Origin of the sequence: Desulfosporosinus youngiae DSM 17734, assembly GCF_000244895.1 — a bacterium.
GTDB lineage: Bacteria > Bacillota > Desulfitobacteriia > Desulfitobacteriales > Desulfitobacteriaceae > Desulfosporosinus > Desulfosporosinus youngiae.
This window is the reverse complement of the sequence record NZ_CM001441.1, coordinates 2,639,308-2,659,644: the sequence shown is the minus strand read 5'-3', so window position 1 is coordinate 2,659,644 and position 20,337 is coordinate 2,639,308. Positions and strand designations below refer to the sequence as shown.

Below are 20,337 nucleotides of genomic sequence, written 5' to 3'. Positions count from 1 at the left end.
AGAAGCTTGGTCTCTTCCTTTTTGCAGGAATAAATTCCATTCCAATCCCCTTTTACTGCAGTTTTTGCCTGTTACCTAAACAGTTCGGCAGTCTTTTTGGCGACCCGTTCGCCAAATATTACTGCTCTTTCTTTTTGACCTGCATCTCCATCTTTAATACACACAGGGCCATAATGAATAAAAGGCTGACCTTCTCCCGCACCCGACGAATAAACTAACATCCCTTTAACCAACAATTCAGCAAGGAGTGCCAGTTCTGCGACTTCCGCTCCGCCCCCTACATAATTGGCGGTTGCAAAAACAGCCCCTAGTTTTCCGGCAAACATGGGATTACTGGATGTATCCAGCCATTGCTTAATTTGCCAGGAAAAAGTGCCGGCAATGGTTGGTGTACCGACGATAATTGTTTTTGCTTCGTTTAAAAATTCGTAATCGGCTTCTTCAATAGACATAGCTTTCACTTCAACTTTTTCGGCTTTCTTGGCACCTTCCGCAATAAGATCTGCTACCTTCTTGGTATTTCCGGTCTTACTAAAGTAAACTATTGCGATTTTCATAAAATCCCTCCCTTTTATCAACTATTCTAACACTATTCCTAATAGTGGAAAATAAGCTGGGGGAATTAATTGTCTTGGAAAAGAAAAATGCCAATAACCCCTTATGGGTGTATTGGCATTTTTCAATCCTCTTAAAATCAATTAAATTATATCCGCCCTCTGTTCTCTCGCCTTACGATAGCTGATTATATCATCCACCGTAACGACAGGCATCTCGTTTTTTTCAGCAAAGGCCACAATTTCAGGCAGACGCGCCATAGTGCCATCAGGATTGGTTAATTCACATAATACACCATAAGGTTTTAACCCGGCAAGTCTCATTAGATCTACATTCGCTTCCGTATGCCCGGGCCGCTCCAGCACTCCTAATGGCTTAGCCTTTAAGGGAAACATATGTCCCGGACGACGAAGATCCTCCGGACGCGCTTGATCGGCAATCGCCGCTTTCACGGTCGTGACCCGGTCAGCAGCCGACACGCCCGTCGTAACCCCCTCTGCAGCTTCGATAGAAATTGTAAAAGGAGTTTGATAACTGCTTGTGTTGTTTTCCACCATCATGGGTAATCCTAACTCCTGAACCTTTTCCTCAGGCAGGCACAGACAAACGATTCCACTGCCTTCTCGAATTAACATAGCCATTTGCTCGTCGCTTAAGTGCTGGGCCGCGAAAAAAATATCTCCTTCGTTTTCTCTTTGTTCGTCATCAGTGACCAAGACTCCCCGACCACGCCGTAATGAGTCAAGCGCCTTTTCTACTCTCTCTAATGAGGTTCCGAAACAAGTTAATAAGGTCTGATTCAAAGTAACACGCCTCCTAATTTTAGTCGACTTACTCGAATCAGGGCATAAAGACAGACAGCAGGCAAAAACTAAAAAACTCCACTGCAGATTTACTGCAGTGAATTAGATTATGCAGACTCCCTTATCCTCTTTCATCCGGACTATACCGTCGGCACTGGCCTTTCACCAGTTCTGCTGACCTCTTCGGCAAGAAGAGCGCTCGCGGGCTCCCTAGAAACAACTAGGATACCGCCGGTGGGGAATCTCACCCCGCCCTGAGAATAAGTCATTCACCTATAAGTATACTCTTAGCCGGTGGTTTGTCCAGCTTTTGCTTCTCTGGGGGCAAAAAAACCTTCCAGCTCCCTTTCGCATTCTCTAATCTCTAATCAAGTTATACTCTTGTTCTGTTTTTTCATAGTCATTCGCATAGTTTTGACCCCATTTACACATGGCATCTAAAATTGGCAATAAACTCTTACCTGCTTCAGTTAGAGAGTACTCAACTTTAGGCGGTATCTGAGTGTAGATGAATCTCTTAAGTAATCCACAATCTTCTAACTCTCGTAATTGTTGAGTTAACATTTTCGCTGTTACATTAGGCAATATTTTTCGCAATTCATTGTAACGAAGGGTTTTGTTACTTAAATACCATAGTATTAAGGCTTTCCATTTTCCCCCAATAAGAGCTAAGGTTAATTCCATCGAGCACTGATATTCATTATTTTTAAACTTAATCACGAGAACTCACTCCTAAAACTTACTCCAGCTCTGACCATACCCCTACCTACACCTATATAATAAGATACTTTCAGGTACCATGGTATACCTTTATATACTATAGCACAAAAAGGTACGTACTTGCTTGATAGTATTATATCGTATATTATAATACCAATCAATTGCCCAAGCAATTATAGAAGGAGTGTTCGAGAATGAAAGTTGTAGCATTTAATGGAAGCCCTCGGGTTAATGGCAATACGAAGCAAAGCCTGGAAATTGTTTTGAATGAATTAAGAAAAGAAGGCATTGAAACCGAGATTGTTCAATTAGGAGGGCGTAAAGTATTTGGCTGTTTAGCCTGCGGCAAATGTGGAGAAACGAAAGATAATCGCTGTATACGCAAAGATGATGAAATGAATACTTTCATTGAAAAAATAGAAGCAGCCGACGGCATTATTATTGGTTCACCTACTTATTTCAGCAATGTGAGCACAGAAGTCAAAGCTTTAATTGATCGCTGCGGCTATGTAGCCAAAGCTAACGGCGGTGCCCTCTTAAAAGGGAAAGTCGGAACATCTGTCGTTGCCGCCCGCAGGGCTGGGTCAACCTTTACCTACTCGGCCATTAATTTCTTTTTTGGCATCGCTGAAATGGTTATTTGCAGTTCGAGTTATTGGAATTTGACATTATCTCGTGATCCCGGCGAAGTTCAAAAGGATGCTGAAGGGGTTCAGACCTTCCAAACTCTTGGTAAAAATATGGCACAGCTCCTAAAACAAGTTCGGTAAATTGAAAGTTTAGCCAGTATCGATTCCCGTGGAATCTCATGTCCATAGTGACTAAAGAACCCTGCTGACATATGCCGGCAGGGTTCTTTAGTCACTTTATGTAACGGTCGAAACTCAAAGTTCTGCCCAACTATCGCCAATTGAATAATGTGTTACTTATAACTTGATAAGCTTCACATATTCTCCATAAATAGGCCACGGAAATACAACAAATATAGTTTATATTCAATATGACACCCTTATTTTGTAAATCTTATCAATTTCAAAAGGAGCGATTAAGTGAAACTGGAAAAAATTAAACAGAGTTACCTTTGGCTTCTCATGATCCTATTATTAGCAGCCGGAATCGGAATTGGAGCTCTTTATGCTGCTAAAGATAACGTTGTCGCTAAAGTAAATGGGATATCCATCACTGAATCAGAGTTAAATAAACTATTAGTTCAACAAGGCGGAGCAGATGCCCTGGAAACATTAATCCAACAAAACATTATTAAACAAGAAGCTGCAAAACAGAACATCCAAGTATCAGAGGAAGACATCAATAAGGAGTTATCGACTTTAAAAGAATCCTTTGGCAGCGAAGAAGCTTTTAATCAGGCCTTAACAACCAATAGAATAACTCTTGATGCTCTTAAAGAGAGTATCATAACTAATATCGAACTAAAAAGGATTCTCGCAGCTAGAAGTCCCATAACCGATGAGGCAATTCAACAGTACTATGATACTAATAAAGCAAGCCTTGCCGAACCTGAACAAGTAAAGGCCAGTCACATTCTGGTAAGCACTGAAGAACTGGCCAATGAAATCGAAGCAAAGCTTGCTGCCGGTGAAGATTTTGCTGAACTGGCTAAGCAATACTCAACCGACGAGAGCAGCAAGGAATCAGGCGGAGAGCTGGGTTATTTCCAAAAGGGAGCTATGGTGCAGGAATTTGAAGATGTCGCCTTTTCCTTAGAGGTGGGTAAAATCAGCGATCCGGTTAAAACTGACTATGGCTATCATATTATTAAAGTTGAGGATAAAAAAGAGGTTAAAGAGGTTACTCTCCCGGAAAGCAGGGATATGATAACCGCTGCTTTGCTTGATGAAAAACTGTCCACGGAATTTGACGCCTGGCTTCAGGAATGCAAGGCAGAGTATAGTATTGAAAATTATTTGACTTAAAGACGGCACATAAGAGATCAGCCCGAAAGACGTTAATGAGTGTACTCTCGGGCTGATTTTTTGTGCAGATCATTTTCCGAAAGCCGTTTTGCAACGATTTTCAACAATCCCTTTGTTTTACGCTCAGTAAAACTGATCTGTTTCTCTTCCGATTGCCTTCTTGCAGCAAGCAAATATTCAGAATTGCTTAACGATCTCAGTATGATAAGATTGTCTAAAGCAACCAACAGAAAGGCAAGTGGCATTCCGCAAATGAATATCCTTAAGAAATTTATAGCCTATTATAAACCCTACAAATTCCTTTTTTACTTCGACATGTTTTGTGCCATCATTGTTTCCGCCATTGACCTGGCCTTCCCGCAGATTCTTAATTACCTGGCCAAAAATTTATTTACCCAAGACAAAGAAGCGATCCTGCACGCCATAGGATTTATCGGCTTGGCTTTACTGGGGATGTATGTGGTTAAATATTTTTGTCAGTATTTCATTATTTCCTGGGGCCACATCATGGGAGCTAAGATGGAAACCGATATGAGGCGGGATCTGTTTAATCATTTTCAGAAACTGTCTTTCACATACTATGATAAAAATAACACCGGCGAAATGATGTCCAAGCTGGTTGTTGACCTCTTCGATATCTCCGAGCTGGCACATCACGGACCGGAAAACGTTTTCATCTCCGCCCTTAAGATCATTGGTTCCTTTGCTCTCTTAATGTTAATCAATGTCAAAATGACCTTGATCCTGCTGGGAGTTACGTTAATCATGGTATTGTTTACAATTTATAAGAATGTTAAAATGGCCCCCAGCTTTGCTGACAGCCGTGTAAAAATTGCCGCTGTCAACTCCGGACTGCAAGACAGTCTGGCTGGAATCAGAGTTGTTAAGTCCTTTGCCAACGAAAACCTTGAACAAGAGAAATTCAGAAAAAGCAATCACCAATTTTTAGACTCCAAAGTCAGGATTTATCACCTGATGGGTGGTTTTCATGCCTGGAATTCTTTCTTTGAAGGGCTTCTCTATGTTGTCATTATTGTTTCCGGCGGGCTATTCATTGCCGATGGCTCATTAGAAATTTCGGATCTGGCCATTTATGTACTTTACATCAACCTCTTTATTAACCCCATTGATGTCTTAATCAACTATACTGAATCCTTTCAAAAGGGGTATGCCGGGTTTAAGCGGTTTATCGAAGTATTGGAAACGGAACCGGATATCCTGGACAAAGACAATGCTATACCTTTAACTGACGTAAAGGGAGAGATCTGCTATAAAAACGTATCCTTCCGTTATAACGATGATGCCAACGTTTTAGATAATGTCAGCCTCACTATTGGTGCCGGACAAACCATTGCTTTAGTGGGACCCTCCGGAGGCGGGAAAACCACCTTATGTTCTCTGCTGCCCAGATTTTATGATGTAGCCTCCGGCTCCATAACCATTGACGGCAAGGATATCCGGGATGTCACCTTAGAATCTTTGCGAAATGCTATTGGCATTGTGCAGCAGGATGTCTATATGTTTGACGGCTCCATCAAAGAAAATATTGCTTACGGCAAAGCAGGCGCCACAGAATCAGAAATTATTGAAGCAGCCCAAAAAGCCAATATTCACGAGTTTATCATGTCCCTTGACGAGGGCTATGACACTTATGTAGGAGAACGAGGAGTCAGACTCTCAGGAGGCCAAAAGCAAAGGCTTTCCATCGCCCGGGTATTCTTAAAGAATCCTCCCATTTTGATCTTAGATGAAGCTACCTCCGCTCTGGATAACGACAGTGAAAAATATATCCAGACATCACTGCAGAAACTCTCTCAAAACAGAACGACCATCGTGATTGCTCACAGATTAAGTACCATTAAAAATTCCGACGAAATTATTGTCGTCACTGACCAAGGCATTCAAGAAAGAGGCAGTCACAAACAACTCATTGAACAGTCGGGAATCTATGCTCATTACTATAATATGCAATTTGAAGGATTGGAATGAAGCTGTTTGGAGCGCTAAAGAGCACGATCCGCTGCCTGATCTTCACTTGAATTTCCATGAAATGCTGACCGGTATTGAAGTAACTAATCATTCCCTCTTTGTAACCTTTCCATATGTGAGCCGGTTGCATATTTTACATTCTCTGGGTATAATATAAGAAAAGGACTGACGTGTTGCAAGCACGCCAGCCCGGCAGATTGTCTAACCGAAAGGTTAGCCCGAATCAAAGGTTATAAGGAATAACCGCAATCCTTGGCGGGGGGCGGTTATTTCTTCTTTATGATCATAACAACGAGTGTTGCAAATGCAATCATGAGATACATCGCCTCAACCATTGAGATCATCTTACCACCCCCTTTCTGAAAGGGTGTGGCTAACCGTCCCTCGACAACCTGTTATAAGTATTATACCATAATTTCCCAGAAAAAAGGATAAAATTTATCCCTGACTACTCAAAGGGTTCAGGCCGCCTCATAAAATGAGGCGGCCTGATTTAGCCCTCAGTAACCTTAAACCTGAAGGACTCTGTTCCTCACAGCGATGCAGATAGTTGAAACGAAAATCTATGCTCATTGCTATAATATGCAATTTGAAGGATTGGAATGAAGCCGTTCCTCACTGACTCGATTACGGCCATCATTTTTGGAGCGATAAAGAGCACGATCCGCTGCCCTAATCAAATCTTCCGAGGTTTCCTCCTGCCCGGGAAATTTCGTTACCATCCCTAAACTCACTGTAACCCGGCCTGCACAAAGGGAATTAACATGCTCGACGTCAGCTCTTTCAATACTCGTCCTCAATTCTTCTGCAATAACGGCCGCTCCTATGTCGTCGGTATTCGGTAAGATAACCGCAAACTCCTCCCCCCCATAGCGTGCCGGAAAATCCCCCGGACGCTTTAGTGCCTTAACAAGCAGGGACGCAACAAGGATCAGACAATCATCCCCTTTTAAGTGTCCATAGGTATCATTGAAAGCTTTAAAATAATCAATATCCAGCATAATCAAAGAAAGGGGCATCCCCTCCCGCCGGGAACGCTTTATCTCTTGCATTAATCGTTGATCAAAGTTTCTGCGATTAGCGATCCCCGTCAATCCATCAAAAAAAGAAAGGCTTTGAAGTTTTTCATTTGCTGCCTGTAATTGACGTGTCACCTCAATAAGCTCCAGTTCCCGGGCTTTTCTGCGAGCTGTCTCATGTTTCAATTTTAGGGCTGATCTCACCCGTGCCAGTAATTCAACATTATCCAGGGGCTTTTTTATATAATCCATAGCTCCGGCAGAGAAGGCCAGCTGTAAATCATTAGTGTCGGTTCTTGAAGTCACCATTATAACCGGTACATCAACAAGCCAACTTCTTTTTTTAATACTTTGGCAAGCTTCAATCCCACTAATCTCCGGCATGACGATATCCATTAAAATTAAGTCGAGTTCAACAATTCCCAGCTCAGACTGCCCTTCAACGAGCTGATAAAGTTCCTTAGCGGAGCTAAGCGTAATAATGTCATAGTATCCCGCAGCCCTAAGAGAGGCTTTAAGTACTTCTAAGCTAAAAAGCGTATCATCGACAATAGCAATAGCCATCCGGCTTCCCTCCCATTCCCTTCCGAATTTCTCCTTCTTTTGGTATATTCCTGCTTCAATATCCATTTGGACATATAATTATTATGAATTGAACCATTCCTAACGGGAGCCTAGCCTAGAAATATTTAAAATATAGCTCAATTGTTACAAAATGAACTTAAGCCACTGCGGGAATTCATTCAAAAGCCTTTAAAGCGCTTCCTATGGCATTGAACTATGTTGATTATATAAGCCTATTTAACATATAATCAAATATATGGTATAAACATGAAAGAGATGAAGTTATGAACTGGATAAGAAAATTGCTTTTATGGGTTATTGTTATTTCTCTTATTACGACAACTTCAGGGTGCGGAACAAAGACATTTTCAACAAATCAAATTAATTCAATTGAAAAAGAGAAAATTAGTCTAATAGCAATAAATAAAGGTAGTTCTCAACAGGAGGAATATACTGATAGCGATATGATATCGGAAATAATCCATAACCTTAATAAGGTTAAAGTCAAAAAATCAAGCCGAGATGAAGATATAAGAATATTAGACAGCGGGAATGCACTTAAAAAAAATTCTACTATAATTATTCATTTACTGAATGATGAGAACGAGCTACAGAGCATGGCGATACTACTTAACTCCGTCCGGCCACAGCAAAATGCGTAAAATCTCCACTTGTTTCAAAAAACTGAAAATGCCAGGTTCAATACATCTTTCTGCAAACTGGTTAGGTAAAACAATACCGTATATCAATAAGCCGTTTTCCCATAATTTCGCAAATGCATTCATCGTTATTACATTGCAACTTATTCTTTTCGTAGAAATGTCTTGCTCTTTGATTTTCTTTAAGTACCCATAAGTAAATGTCAGGATAGCCCGCTTGTTTTAAATCTGATAAGGCACTTGCTAACAGCTTATTGCCATATCCCTTGCCAAAATAGTCAGGCAACAGATAAATGGAAACAATTTCGCCCCAATTTGGCAGAGATTTATCTCTGGACTTTCCATAGGCAACACAGCCAATTGCTCCGCTCTTTTCAAAAATCAGCTGAGCTGTTAATACATTATCTTTTAGCCAAGCTTCAAAAGCTGGTACCCAAAAATCTTCTTTGAGTTCATCCAAGTAAGCTTGTGGAACAATTCCCTTATAAGCCGATTTCCAGCTTAACGCATGAATACGACTGATTTGTTTGACATCGTGAAGTGTTGCTTTTCTGATTTCCATATTCACACACCTCCATATGGGGCAGCACAGGGCTAGAACTTTCGAGACAAGTAACTCTTGACAGCTTTTACGTCCTTATTGCTCTTTGAATCATTAATTTCCTGATCCAGCTTCAGATCATTGGCGAAGGTTCCATCGTCCTTTTGAAAATAGACAGTAGCTATGGGAGCACTCCCCTGTCCGGAATAATCATCATCCACAATAATGATAATATCTTTTAGCCCGTCCTTACTTACATCTTCAAAAGAAACAGCTTTGACATCCACCCTATAAGGGAGAGTTGGATAAAAATTATACAGGATATCCCCATTTTGATTAGTTAAATAGAATACAACAGGTATATGGCTGCCTTCTGTCAATTTACCCGCTACAAATTTAACCTTGCCCCAGGAGTTTAAATCCACCATGAAGGATTGCTCCTCAATAGGGCTGAACCCCTCTATATCTTTAAGATTATAGGGGGCGAACCGGAAAGTTCCCACCGGAGGCTGGGCTTTGGTATCCTCTGATTTATCCGTAAGGTTAATGGCTGCTTTCATCTCATCCCTGGCTTCAAAGCTCAATTTGATGGTTCCTTTATTACCTCTTGAATCAGTGAACTGACATTCGGCCGTATGGTTGCTTATTATTCCATCAAACCTGGCTATCGCATTAGGATAGGCGGGAGCCGGACCGGTCACAAGGAGTTCTGCTGAAATTTTTCCGTTTTTAATTTCAGAAATAGAAAAAGATACGGCATTTCCCGAGTTGTTATCAGCATCATTTTTCTTAACCCACGTCTTTTTAAGGTACTGAGTGTAGTCAATTTCCTCACCGGTCGGCGCAGCCGGGGAGGACTCTGGGGTTGCCGCTGATGGGGATTGCTCTTCAAGTTGCTGCGGGGTATCAGCCGGAACCGTTTTCCCGCAGCCCGCCAGCAGCAGTGCACCTATGATTATGGCTAAGAGTCGTTTGCTTTTCATTATTTGCCTCCATTTTAAACCGAATAACGTCCGGAGTGACTTCCAGCAGCACATCCACAAAGATGAAAAAATCGACTTAGGATTAAATCTTGTCTAGTCTAATTTTACCATTAATGACCGTCCTGAGAAACGGTAAATTTGATCATAGACCGGCTCAATAATGACTTTAATAGGCAAAAACAAGTGGATCATTACCCAAGTCAAGCCTCCCGGAGGCAGGGAAGTCATCATCGCCACCGGAACAAATTTTCCGGATGCTCTCTCCGGCTCAGTTATTGCCGGATCGATACAATCCCCTATCATTTTAGTAAAACCCAACGAGATTCCTGAGAAAGTAAGCTTGATCTACCTCAACGCCCTTTCAAACAAGACCGAAACAAGATAGGTCTGAGCTTCAAACGTTTCAAGCCACCGTCTATGAACGGTGGCTTGTTGTGTTAATGCTCAAATGATATGTGTTCAGCAGAAACGATAAATTCTATTAGCTCATTATTCACATTCCGAAGCATTACATGCAATTCATATTTTCCGTTTGTTTTATATATTTCATCATTAACCCACAATAAGTTTTGCAGTAAAGAATCTTGTCTGATAATCTCATAATTATCCAAATTCATTTTAGTTATAGTAGTGAAACTACCCGAATTATCAAATATAATGGTTAAGGTTTTTTTGAGGCGATTTTGATTATCTAAAAATGATTGATAAAAATTTTCCGCTACTTTCTCTCTGTTAAATGGTTCATGTTTAATATGACCTTCTTTAAGAGTTTGATGTTTTAAAGCGATTTCCTCATGTACAATCTGCAATTCCTTTAAAAATTCCTCAGATTTTTGCTTATATAATTCTTGAAAGTATTCTTCAGACATAAATTCCGCTTGTTTATCTTCTTCTAACTCTAAATGAGCACTAACCTCCAATTCATACCATTCCTTTGTAAAATAATGCATTTTGTCCACCTCTAACTCAATTTAACCAAGAAGCAATCGTCACTCCAAGTACATTAATAATTCAATCATTGCTTCTCAATACCCTCTAAGAATGCCGCCCAACATTGCTTAGATTGGGGATCACTTTTATACTCAGGGTTTAAGAATTAGTGAAAGATTAATCCTTTACAATCCGCCCTGAAATAATGTCACTTGCAGGACTCCATGGCAATGAACCCATATCACCCTAATCATTTTTAGTTAAAGAAACCGGCTATGATGTTTCATTCACAGACTGAAGACCTTCAGTCAAAGGATTTAAGTTATGGATGGTTTTTTCAAAGTAATGTATAATAAAAAATAACAAACGCACGTTCGATAGCCAAGCTTGATTTTTTATGCTTGCACCGGTTAACAAACGTAGTATGGATTCGGTTGAAGAAAGTGGTGACGAACAGGATGAATGACATCTTGACGGGACTTAATGAACAGCAGCGACAAGCAGTAACAGCCACGGAAGGCTTCATTCGCGTGATTGCGGGTGCGGGGTCGGGTAAGACCCGCGCGCTGTCGCATCGGTTTGCCTATCTGGTCAATGAGATTGGCATTATGCCGTCCAACATCCTCTGCGTCACATTTACCAATAAATCCGCCCGGGAGATGAAGCAGCGCATCCGCCAGCTCTGCGGCGACAACGATACCGGCTATATCAGCACTTTCCACAGCTTCTGCGTGACTGTTCTGCAGGAGGACATCAACGCTGTCCACTATCCAAAAAACTTTCTTGTGCTTGACAATTCCGATATCAACGACATGCTGAAGATCGTTTATGAAGAACGGGGCCTCACCTTGCGGCACATGACCTTCTCTAAAGCGAGAGACATGATCGAAATCCGCAAGCTGTTTAAAGATCCGGAGTACTACAAATTTATGATCTCTCTTTCCCTTGAGGAGCTGCATCTCAAATATCTGAATGCCGCCGAAACGGAGGACATCATCTTCTGGGGATACCTCTATCAGGAAAAGAAATGTTTCGGGCTTGACTACAACGACCTGATTAAATATGTACTCCACATCTTCAGCGTGGACGCGGGGATCCGGCTGAAGTGGCAGCAGCGGCTGGAATACATCATGATAGACGAGTATCAGGATATTGACGAGCTGCAGTACCGGCTGATGAAGGTGCTGTGTGCTTATCACCAAAACCTTTTTATCGTCGGCGACCCGGATCAGACCATCTATACCTGGCGCGGTGCCCGGCTTAAATATTTACTGGACTTTGACCGGGAATTCCCCCAGGTCCGCACCATCATGATGATGGAGAATTATCGCTCAACACCGCAGATTCTCGCTGCCGCTAATTCGTTAATCGGAAACAACAAACACCGCATCAGCAAGGTCTTGCTTCCCATGCTGCCGGACGGGGCCCCCGTTGTTTACCATCATGCCAAAACAGCGGAAGAGGAAGCCCGGTGGATTGCCCTTCAAATCAAGGAGCTGGCTGCTCAGGGGGTGAAGCTCAGCGACGTGACCATCCTCTATCGCGCCCATTTCATCTCCCGTACCCTGGAGGAGGTTTTTCTGAAAGAAAAACTCCCCTACACCATCTATAGCGGCGTACAATTTTTCGGCCGGATGGAGATCAAGGATACTCTCTCCTATCTCCGGCTCATTGTCTATAAGGACGACCTGTCCTTCCTGCGGGTAGCTAACGTACCCAAACGCAATATCGGCCTGCGGCGCATGACGTTTTTAAAAGATTACGCCGCCCGGCACCAATGCTCCCTGTACAGCGCTCTGGAAAGAACCATCGACCAGGAAATTTTCAAAGGCACCAAGGCCCAGGGGTTTCTCGATTTAATCGAACGTTTTTCCGCAGGATATCAGACTATGCCGGTTTCCGACTTGTTAAATTCCCTCCTTGACCAAAGCGGCTATGAGGCAATGCTCCGGACGGAAGGCAGTCAAGAGCGGCTGGACAATTTGGCGGAGCTCAAACAATCGGTTTATGAATACGAGACCACCAGCGGCGAGGAAAACACCTTAGATAACTATTTGTCTCATACCAGTCTGCTGACCAATACCGATACCGCTGCCGGCAAAAATACGGTTAAACTGATGACCGTTCATACGGCCAAGGGCCTGGAGTTCCCCTATGTATTTCTTTGCGGTCTTGGGGAAGGCGTGTTCCCTTCCAAAAAGACCGCGACCCTTGAAGCCATGGAAGAAGAGCGGCGGCTCGCCTTTGTCGCCTTCACCCGTGGGGAAAAAGGTTTGTACCTGACGGATGCGGAAGGACGGAACCTGGACGGCTCCTATCGCTATCCCTCCCGGTTTATTTTTAATGTAGACAAAAACCTGCTTGTTTACACGGCGGAACTTGATGAAGGTCTGGTCAAAGAATCAAATTGGCATATCAGCAGCAGCGAGAAACTAATAGAAGCGAAGTCTTCTGGGTTTCCTTTTCGGCCCGGCGACCGTATCGTACACAGCATCATGGGCACCGGTGAAGTCATCGGAATCAACCGTGACAAAGCTGCCTACTTAATTAAGTTCGACAACCTTGGAACGGTGAGGAATATAAGCCTGAGAGCCAAAATCGAAGCGGAAAACAGCAGAAATTAACCAAAAACTAAACGACAGCCAATTTAGTAAACCTTTTTGCTGTTTTATAGACATCTATTCCAAACTTTTGGACTGCGTCTAACACCGCTTTCGCATCTTGAGGTTGCCACTATTTTGAACTAGTGCTATATTTGGGGTAGCGAAACAATACATGAAAGGGTGAAGAAATTATGGAGGACAGTCAGATCGAAGGTAAGATTAATGACTACCGTGTTAATTTCCGTAATGGCGGCCAAATCATCAGCGTTGAAGTAACCTGCTGCGGCGGGCATATCGGGGAGATACCCTTCAGAGACGGAGAACATAAAAAATGCCCGGTTTGCGGAACGCTGCATATTTTAAAGCTGCAGCACAATCACTTTCATATTCGCCAGTCCAAGCCGAAGATAATTGAAACTGAGGCTCTATAGCAAAGGAGAAAGCTCAAGCGAGCGGGCTGCACAGTTTACAACGGTTAGCCCGAATTACAGGTTATTTCTTCATGATCATAACAATGAGTGTTGACTTATCCCTATCTATTCACGGAGTTCAGGCCGCCGCCAAAAAAACCAGGCGGCCTGATTTGTTTCTAGTCAATTCCCATATAATAGTAACGCTACCTAAGCAACCAATCAATTTTAGCTTTTATCTTTTCAGCTTCTTGAACAAAACTTGTACTAAGATCAAACAGATTTTTACCATAAAAATCAGCGTCTACAACCACAGGATCATAGGGGAAATGCCCTAAAACCGGCAGAAAATCAATCACTTGTTCGATCTCGGCAAGTTGACCTGCATGCACTTTGTTTACGACTGCATAAACTTTTTTGACCCCTAAGTCATTGGCAAGCTTTGCCACTGCCTGAGCCGTTTCAATACTGCGTCGCCCAGGCTCCACTACAACAATAAAGGCATCCACCCCCCTGGCTGTCCCCCGCCCGAAATGTTCCAGTCCTGCTTCCATATCCAGAATCGCAATTTCGTTTCTTTCCAGAACAATATGATCCAAGAGACTTTTTAAGAGGGTACTTTCCGGGCAGGCACAGCCGGTTCCTCCTTGGGTAACCGACCCCATCCGGAGAAGTTTAATCCCCCGGTATTCTGCAACATAGGTATCCGGAATATCATCCACCCGGGGATTGAGACTGTAAATGGCCCCAATCGTTCCCGGTTCAGCTCCGGTACGTTCTTTAAGAAGTTTTCGTTCTTCAGAAATAGGAGTCAGCTGGGCTAACAATTCCGGGGGAAATCCCAGAGCCGTTCCCAAATTGGCATCAGGGTCGGCATCTACCGCCAGAACTCTCTGTCCGGCTTGAGCGTACAGATAGCATAATAGTGATGACAACGTCGTTTTACCCACGCCACCTTTACCGGAGATGGCAATTTTGATGCTTTTTTCCCTCATAATACTCACCCTGTCCTTTATTTTGCAGCACTTTCCTTAATTTCCGGACAAACAAGTCCCAAAGCCTGGCGTTTTTGCATAATACGAACAATCATTGTTTGGGCAGCCTGAATGGGGTCTGCTTCGTAAATTAGCTTTCCCCCGAAAAGCTCATCGGTAGTCACGGAAAACTCGCCTTTGTTAGCTGTAAGAGCCTGTTCTACCAGCGGTGAACCGGTAATAGGGGCATTAACCCCGATGTGAACATCCACTCCCTGAGCGATAAAGAAGGTTCCAATCGATAAGGCTTTGGGACTATGATTTTCAGGACTGGAGCCTGCCACAGGTAATTCTCTCACAGCTACACCCATTCTAGTGGCTAAAGCAACCAGCAAATCATCAATCCTGGAATTATCCACACAACTTCCCATGTGAAGAGCCGGAGGTAAGGCCGGTAAACCGTTGGCTTGCCCAATGGCTGTCAGAACACTGGCTAGTTTTTCGCCGCAATATTGCAAGCCGGCGGGGGACAATAAGCCATTTTTCCCTAAGGAGTGAGCTGAACATCCGGTAGCAACGACTAAGACATTATTCCTCATAAGCTCTTTGGCCACTTCCGTATTAGCCCAGTCTTGTTTTACTTTAGGATTTGTGCAGCCGACAATAGCAACTACACCTAAGATATCCCCTTGAGCAATGGCTTCTATCAAGGGGAGTAAAGGGTCCGGACCATTTAAAGCCGCCAAAAGCTCCACAATCTGCTCAACGGAAAAACCTGCGTAGGCTTCTACGGTATCTCCCGGAATCCGGACTTTGGATTGGTCTCGCTCCGGATAGTGGGCCAGGGCCCGGCGGACAATCTCCTCTCCCATTTGATCTGCAGCTTCCGGTGTCCAATCCACATGGCTTGCTCCTTCTATCTTAATATTGGGCAAGGTGGAAATAAGTTCTGTATGGTAACACTCAGCCACTTGAGCCAGGCCAGGCATGATACATTGAGCATCGACGACCATGGCCTCTAAGGCACCGGTAATAATCGCTAATTCCTGACTGGCATAGTTTGTCGCTACGGCAACCCCTTGGCGCATTAAAAGTTCATTAGCACTGCAACAAATTCCTACAATGTTAATTCCTTGAGCCCCTAAGGCTTGGGCCTTATTATTCAACTTACGGCTCCACTCCAGGATTTTTTCCGAGACCATCGGAATATGACCGTGCACGGCAATATTGACATAATCTTCTTTAATCACACCCATTCTGTATTGGGTTTTGACCAGCCGTGGCGTACCGAACAAAATATCCTGGAGATCCGTGGAAAGATGCAAGCCGTCATATCCTTCGACTAAGCCCATTTTCATAATTGCCAACAAAAGACTAACCGGATCACTCTCACAGCCCATCGCTGTTTTATTGATGGCATTGGCTATTTCCAAGTGAGCGTTGGAAGGCAGGATATTCAGTTTTTCCCAGGTTTCAACCGATTGTTCCTGGGCCCGCAGACGCAACCAGTGAGACACTCCGGATTGTTGCTGAAAATCTTGTAAAGCGATTAAAGCAACTTCCCGGGCTAATTTATCTAACTCTACGCCATCTACCATTAAGCCCAGCTGCTTGCCAATAGCAATAAGCTTTTCCTTGCCCTTTATTTCATAAGGAGCTTTCCCTTCGGCGGTTTCCAAAAGGGTGTGGAGTATCTCCCGGGCATGTTCTACATGGGGAGTCGTACCTTCCACAATCAGGGACAGCAGATTACGCGCTACAATCTGGTCGGCTGTAGCCCCACACACTCCGCGTTTTACCCCTTTGTTCCCATTAAAGGTCACCCGGCAGGGCCCTTGAAGACAACGGCGGCAGCAAACGCCCGTTAAACCAAATTTGCAATGGGGCTCTTGCTCCTTCGCCCTTTGAAACGCTGTCTCAATAGTTTCCTGTTCTGCTTTCACTAATAATTCCTGTACTCCGGTATCCATTGTCAGATCAGTCATTAATACTTGTCTTGACATCTTATCCTCTCCTTGTCAAAAAAGTTTCTCTTCTCTGACAATCATCTTAGGGTATGGCAAATAAAAAAACCATCAAATATCTGACGGTTTTCATACCTTTTCGACAATATAAATTTATTCTGTTCTTCCTCCCAATTCTTGCAGCTTGAGTATATCCAGCAAATACACTGTTTTGCGATTGCGTCTGATAACCCCATCCCTTTCCCAGCGATTCAAGAGCATGGAAGCCGTCTGCCGGGAACTCCCCACGGCCAGGGCGATATCTTCCACCGATAAACCCAGATTGATAAACGTGCCCTCTTGTCTGACAACTCCCTTTTCCTTGGCTGCATCCAGTAAAAAGCGGGCCAGACGTTTATCGATATCCAGGAAAGCCAGATTTTCAATGATACGCAGGGTATTCCCTAAGCTGTCTCCTAAAGTCTTAACCATGCTGATGAGTATGGCAGGGTTATTAAGCATGAAAAGATGAAAAGCCTTAGCATTAATTGTTAAAATCTTAGTAACTTCTCTCGCTTCGGCAAAGGTTTTGGAATGACTGCTATAAATATCACCTTGTTCTAAAAAGGCGACGGTAAACTCTTTTCCATCCGGATAGGCAAGATAAATGCGTACTTTACCTTCCAGCACAATCATGATGAAATTGTCCTTGCCATCTGGTTCAAAGATAGGTTTATTCTTTTTATAAGCTCTTTCCTGGGCATTGCCTTGAAGAATTTCCAATTGTTCATCGCTTAAAGTCCTTAAAAGCGGAATTTTCCTCAGTTCATTTAAATCCATGTCGACAGAACTCCTAGCGTCTTTTCTATTCAGCAGATCAATTAATTATATCATACAGGATATAAGTTCCACCAACTCACTAACCTTGACGTCAAAGGTATTATTTTTGGCCGGATGGAGATCAAGAATACTCTCTCTTATCTCCGGCTCATTGTCTATAAGGACGATCTATCTTTGACCAAAGCGGCTATGAGGCAATGCTCCGGACGGAAGGCAGTCATCACCGATCCATGAGACATCATTCCGCCGACTTCGACAACCAGTCCAACTGCTGAGGTAAAAAGCGCTATTACAAGTACCATTTTTCGAACAACCTCTTCGGCTTCATCTCTGCTTAAACATCAATCAAAATATTACATTGTCATTTTCACAAGATTATTGACACATATAAATGTAATATGGTAAAATATAAATTTTTATTTTACCCGACCCCATGATATACTCAAGAGGATAGTCTGGAGGTAGGTGAAATTATGTTTAACGTGGGCGACAAAATTCTTTATCCGGTTCATGGAACTTGTATTATCGAAGCGGTTGAAGAAAAAGAGATTTTAGGGGAAAGAAAACTCTGCTACATTTTGAACATTCCTCAGGAAAAATTGCATGTTATGATTCCTATGGACAAAGCTGTCAATATAGGGATACGACAGGTCGTTAAACCTGAGATATTAGAAAATGTACTCAGTGGTTTTAACCTTGGAAATACTGACTCAATTATCTTTGAAAATCAACGATGGTGTAAAGATATTAATAAAAAGAAATTTAAAAGTGGTGACATTTATAAAGGTGCGGAAATTATTCGTGATTTAACACGTAAGGGCCAAAAAAATAAGCTTGATGCAAATGACACAAACATGTTGAACAATGCACGTCAGGTTTTTGTCAGTGAGATTATGGAAGTAAAGGGCCTAGAAGAAAAACAAGCGATTAGTTTATTGGATGAAGTGTTGAATTCCTGTTCCAATTCTCCCTGCAGTTGACATCATAACCAGGCGTCTGTGGGATTGCCGGGAATTCTGCCTTGCCCATGTAAACCGGCTCGTGATCGGAGAGCACTTGACCAATCAGGCGCTGCCAACTCCAGTTTTGCCAACAGCTTGTTGCGCAGTTCAATATCCTAACGTCTGGAAGTAAGCTCGATCAAACGTTGATAGGCTCGGGTATAGCTAGAAGGACTTAGACCGGAGAGAGCGTCATAAAGGAAAGAAACCACTGCAGCCTGGCTCTCCGGGTTCTCTGCCTGCCTTCAACACGCGCATTTTCAATAAAAACCTTCCATTGCCGTTTCGTCCAGAGTTTAAAGCTCGTGAGCTTAGTACTTTGCTCAAAGAAATCCAGAATTTCGACGAAAACCTTTTCCATCTCTTCAAAACTCATATGACTTGGCAAAGCAGGGCCTAATTCAAGCAAGAGTTCTTTGGCCTCCAGCGCTTGCCTGGACACTTTTTCAACCTGATTTATGAGGTTTCCCCAGGGATCACGAGCTGGGCCGCCATCTAATCCAGCCTCAAGAACATCGAGACGCCATTGCCCCTGGGTATTCAGAACCTCGACAGCCTTAAGCAGTCGTTCACTCAAATTCTCCAGATCTTTTGGATTCGTCCTTTGGTTAACCACGGTTGAGCATTAATATCCGTGGGTACGGGGTTCTAAGCTGGTCAAGGGCCTGGAGATAACGGAATACTTGAAGAAGAAGCTACTCAGTTGCACTTATTCGTCTTCACTTAAGTAATCTAACAACCATTCACCCTCTTTATATATGTAATAAAAATTCAGAGTATTCTGCCTTTTCGCTTGAAAGCCTCCCGACATTATTTCGTATATTGATAAAAACTCATCCTTCTTGTCATTTGTAAACATATAGGCTCTTTGTCTAAGGATGTATTTATTCTCAGGATACTTAGGAATAATAAAGTCTTGGTTAGTTGTTTTTTTGTAGATAAGTTTATCTCCATAAATTGTTACATTTTCGGATACTTTATTCTTTACATATTCGGTATCGCCGTCTTCTAAATGAGTTAAGATATCGCGTGCCTCTAGGTCTAGAGTGTTACGTAGCTCATATAATTCCTTCCAAGTCAATAAATCTTCTTTAGATTTCCGAAGTTCTTGATTCAAATCTTTATTTTGTTTGGACAAGGTAGAAATATTGGAGTAAGTTATCAGAGATATTGATAGGATAGCAATTGCTAATATGAAATAAACAATCTTTTTGATAAATACCGACTCCTTTGAGCAATCTACTTAGATCTTGAATTAGAATAATTATAAAATACATTCGGTAAAATTTTTTTATATAGAGGTTGCTTTTTATTGTTCCTGGATTCTCTTTAATTAGTGTACTGGGATTTAGCTAAACGTTGCTGAACGTTGGACGGTGCTTAACCCAAGCTGCTCCAAAAGCTCTTTTGCGGACAGCGTTTCGCTGCCTAAAGCGGACATCAGGCGCTCGACTTGATCTGTAACTTGCTCGCGAACTTGTTCGATTTGCATAAGATCATTTAAAGCATCTCGGATCAAGCGGAGCATAAATTCAACAAAAGCTGTAGAATCCGCCGCTTTGTCGGCAACAGCCAATATAGTGTGATACTCCTGTTGACTTAGGACCTGGTCTGAGCGCGAAAGCTGATAATCTTCGAGGGTATAATGCCAAGCTTTTGCTTGCCCGGGGTAGATCCGATTTAAAGACAGTCTCTTCCTTTCCGTATAACCATCACTATAGCTTATGCTTGCTTGACCTATCAAGCGCCGAACTTTTCCATCCCAAAAATGAGGCAGGTAAGGCCGCCTTCGGTTAATTAAGGCCAATTAACTAAAACCTCTTTCGATAGAATCAGTTTGCTCAGAAGGAAAGGTGCATATAAAAAAAT

Annotated in this window: 22 protein-coding genes and 1 riboswitch; of the genes, 8 read left to right on the top strand and 14 right to left on the bottom strand. The window is 42.7% G+C overall.

Features of this window, described 5'->3' with window-relative positions:
* Nucleotides 1–71 precede the first annotated feature (71 nt).
* From DESYODRAFT_RS12250 to DESYODRAFT_RS12240, 3 genes are all read right to left on the bottom strand, one after another.
* Entirely contained in the window at nt 72–557 is a 486-nt protein-coding gene (locus tag DESYODRAFT_RS12250) for a flavodoxin family protein (RefSeq protein WP_007783393.1), read from the bottom strand.
* 141 nt (nt 558–698) lie between these two features.
* Entirely contained in the window at nt 699–1,358 is a 660-nt protein-coding gene (gene ribB / locus DESYODRAFT_RS12245) for a 3,4-dihydroxy-2-butanone-4-phosphate synthase (RefSeq protein WP_007783391.1), read from the bottom strand.
* A gap of 119 nt (nt 1,359–1,477) precedes the next feature.
* Nucleotides 1,478–1,624, bottom strand: a riboswitch (FMN riboswitch).
* A 91-nt stretch (nt 1,625–1,715) separates the two neighbouring features.
* Nucleotides 1,716–2,078, bottom strand: coding sequence for a winged helix-turn-helix transcriptional regulator (locus tag DESYODRAFT_RS12240; protein WP_007783390.1), 363 nt, complete (start codon nt 2,076–2,078; stop codon nt 1,716–1,718).
* Between the two features lie 194 nt (nt 2,079–2,272).
* Between DESYODRAFT_RS12240 and DESYODRAFT_RS12235 the strand changes: the two genes are divergently transcribed.
* The 3 genes from DESYODRAFT_RS12235 (at nt 2,273) to DESYODRAFT_RS12220 (ending at nt 6,001) form a co-directional block, all read left to right on the top strand.
* Nucleotides 2,273–2,848, top strand: coding sequence for a flavodoxin family protein (locus DESYODRAFT_RS12235; protein WP_007783388.1), 576 nt, complete (start codon nt 2,273–2,275; stop codon nt 2,846–2,848).
* A gap of 279 nt (nt 2,849–3,127) precedes the next feature.
* A complete protein-coding gene (locus tag DESYODRAFT_RS12230) occupies nt 3,128–4,012 on the top strand; it encodes a foldase protein PrsA (RefSeq protein WP_007783386.1) in 885 nt (294 codons plus the stop codon).
* A gap of 252 nt (nt 4,013–4,264) precedes the next feature.
* Nucleotides 4,265–6,001, top strand: coding sequence for an ABC transporter ATP-binding protein (locus tag DESYODRAFT_RS12220; RefSeq protein WP_007783382.1), 1,737 nt, complete (start codon nt 4,265–4,267; stop codon nt 5,999–6,001).
* Between the two features lie 575 nt (nt 6,002–6,576).
* On the opposite strand, the gene DESYODRAFT_RS12215 is transcribed toward DESYODRAFT_RS12220, so the two are convergent.
* Nucleotides 6,577–7,584: a GGDEF domain-containing response regulator gene (locus tag DESYODRAFT_RS12215; protein WP_007783380.1), complete on the bottom strand. Its 1,008-nt coding sequence runs from the start codon at nt 7,582–7,584 to the stop codon at nt 6,577–6,579.
* 284 nt (nt 7,585–7,868) lie between these two features.
* Here DESYODRAFT_RS12215 and DESYODRAFT_RS12210 point away from each other — a divergent pair, with 284 nt between their 5' ends.
* Complete coding sequence (locus DESYODRAFT_RS12210) at nt 7,869–8,246, top strand: hypothetical protein (RefSeq protein WP_007783378.1); 378 nt, start codon at nt 7,869–7,871, stop codon at nt 8,244–8,246.
* Nucleotides 8,247–8,307: 61 nt separating this feature from the next.
* Here the strand turns inward: DESYODRAFT_RS12210 and DESYODRAFT_RS12205 are convergent, their stop codons facing one another.
* Complete coding sequence (locus DESYODRAFT_RS12205; protein WP_007783376.1) at nt 8,308–8,805, bottom strand: GNAT family N-acetyltransferase; 498 nt, start codon at nt 8,803–8,805, stop codon at nt 8,308–8,310.
* A gap of 32 nt (nt 8,806–8,837) precedes the next feature.
* Entirely contained in the window at nt 8,838–9,767 is a 930-nt protein-coding gene (locus tag DESYODRAFT_RS12200; protein WP_007783374.1) for a hypothetical protein, read from the bottom strand.
* A gap of 160 nt (nt 9,768–9,927) precedes the next feature.
* Between DESYODRAFT_RS12200 and DESYODRAFT_RS29965 the strand changes: the two genes are divergently transcribed.
* On the top strand, nt 9,928–10,152 hold the full coding sequence (locus tag DESYODRAFT_RS29965) for a cell wall-binding repeat-containing protein (RefSeq protein WP_083842167.1): 225 nt from the start codon (nt 9,928–9,930) through the stop codon (nt 10,150–10,152).
* Nucleotides 10,153–10,204: 52 nt separating this feature from the next.
* On the opposite strand, the gene DESYODRAFT_RS12190 is transcribed toward DESYODRAFT_RS29965, so the two are convergent.
* The gene (locus DESYODRAFT_RS12190) at nt 10,205–10,717 is read right to left on the bottom strand and encodes a DUF4085 family protein (RefSeq protein ID WP_007783372.1); all 513 of its coding nucleotides are present in this window, start codon (nt 10,715–10,717) and stop codon (nt 10,205–10,207) included.
* Nucleotides 10,718–11,155: 438 nt separating this feature from the next.
* Between DESYODRAFT_RS12190 and DESYODRAFT_RS12185 the strand changes: the two genes are divergently transcribed.
* Together DESYODRAFT_RS12185 and DESYODRAFT_RS12180 are read left to right on the top strand one after the other, a co-directional pair.
* Complete coding sequence (locus DESYODRAFT_RS12185) at nt 11,156–13,321, top strand: ATP-dependent helicase (RefSeq protein ID WP_042338490.1); 2,166 nt, start codon at nt 11,156–11,158, stop codon at nt 13,319–13,321.
* A gap of 170 nt (nt 13,322–13,491) precedes the next feature.
* Nucleotides 13,492–13,731 (top strand): hypothetical protein, encoded by a 240-nt coding sequence (locus tag DESYODRAFT_RS12180; protein ID WP_007783367.1) that lies wholly within the window; start codon nt 13,492–13,494, stop codon nt 13,729–13,731.
* Between the two features lie 185 nt (nt 13,732–13,916).
* On the opposite strand, the gene DESYODRAFT_RS12175 is transcribed toward DESYODRAFT_RS12180, so the two are convergent.
* The 4 genes from DESYODRAFT_RS12175 to DESYODRAFT_RS28200 all read right to left on the bottom strand — a co-directional run bounded on the left by DESYODRAFT_RS12175 (nt 13,917) and on the right by DESYODRAFT_RS28200 (nt 17,769).
* The gene (locus DESYODRAFT_RS12175) at nt 13,917–14,705 is read right to left on the bottom strand and encodes an ATP-binding protein (protein ID WP_007783364.1); all 789 of its coding nucleotides are present in this window, start codon (nt 14,703–14,705) and stop codon (nt 13,917–13,919) included.
* Between the two features lie 17 nt (nt 14,706–14,722).
* The gene (gene cooS, locus DESYODRAFT_RS12170) at nt 14,723–16,687 is read right to left on the bottom strand and encodes an anaerobic carbon-monoxide dehydrogenase catalytic subunit (protein WP_007783360.1); all 1,965 of its coding nucleotides are present in this window, start codon (nt 16,685–16,687) and stop codon (nt 14,723–14,725) included.
* A 114-nt stretch (nt 16,688–16,801) separates the two neighbouring features.
* Nucleotides 16,802–17,467 carry a Crp/Fnr family transcriptional regulator gene (locus DESYODRAFT_RS12165; protein ID WP_007783358.1) on the bottom strand — a complete coding sequence of 222 codons (666 nt, stop codon included), beginning with the start codon at nt 17,465–17,467 and terminating at the stop codon, nt 16,802–16,804.
* A gap of 155 nt (nt 17,468–17,622) precedes the next feature.
* Nucleotides 17,623–17,769 (bottom strand): hypothetical protein, encoded by a 147-nt coding sequence (locus DESYODRAFT_RS28200; protein ID WP_157137172.1) that lies wholly within the window; start codon nt 17,767–17,769, stop codon nt 17,623–17,625.
* 171 nt (nt 17,770–17,940) lie between these two features.
* Between DESYODRAFT_RS28200 and DESYODRAFT_RS12160 the strand changes: the two genes are divergently transcribed.
* Nucleotides 17,941–18,447, top strand: a complete 507-nt coding sequence (locus DESYODRAFT_RS12160; RefSeq protein ID WP_007783356.1) for a CarD family transcriptional regulator — start codon at nt 17,941–17,943, stop codon at nt 18,445–18,447.
* Nucleotides 18,448–18,643: 196 nt separating this feature from the next.
* Here the strand turns inward: DESYODRAFT_RS12160 and DESYODRAFT_RS12155 are convergent, their stop codons facing one another.
* From DESYODRAFT_RS12155 to DESYODRAFT_RS29210, 3 genes are all read right to left on the bottom strand, one after another.
* Nucleotides 18,644–19,045, bottom strand: coding sequence for a hypothetical protein (locus tag DESYODRAFT_RS12155; protein WP_042338487.1), 402 nt, complete (start codon nt 19,043–19,045; stop codon nt 18,644–18,646).
* Nucleotides 19,046–19,177: 132 nt separating this feature from the next.
* Nucleotides 19,178–19,585: a hypothetical protein gene (locus tag DESYODRAFT_RS12150; protein ID WP_157137171.1), complete on the bottom strand. Its 408-nt coding sequence runs from the start codon at nt 19,583–19,585 to the stop codon at nt 19,178–19,180.
* 231 nt (nt 19,586–19,816) lie between these two features.
* Nucleotides 19,817–20,275, bottom strand: coding sequence for a Fic family protein (locus DESYODRAFT_RS29210; protein WP_007783350.1), 459 nt, complete (start codon nt 20,273–20,275; stop codon nt 19,817–19,819).
* Between the last annotated feature and the right edge of the window lie 62 nt (nt 20,276–20,337).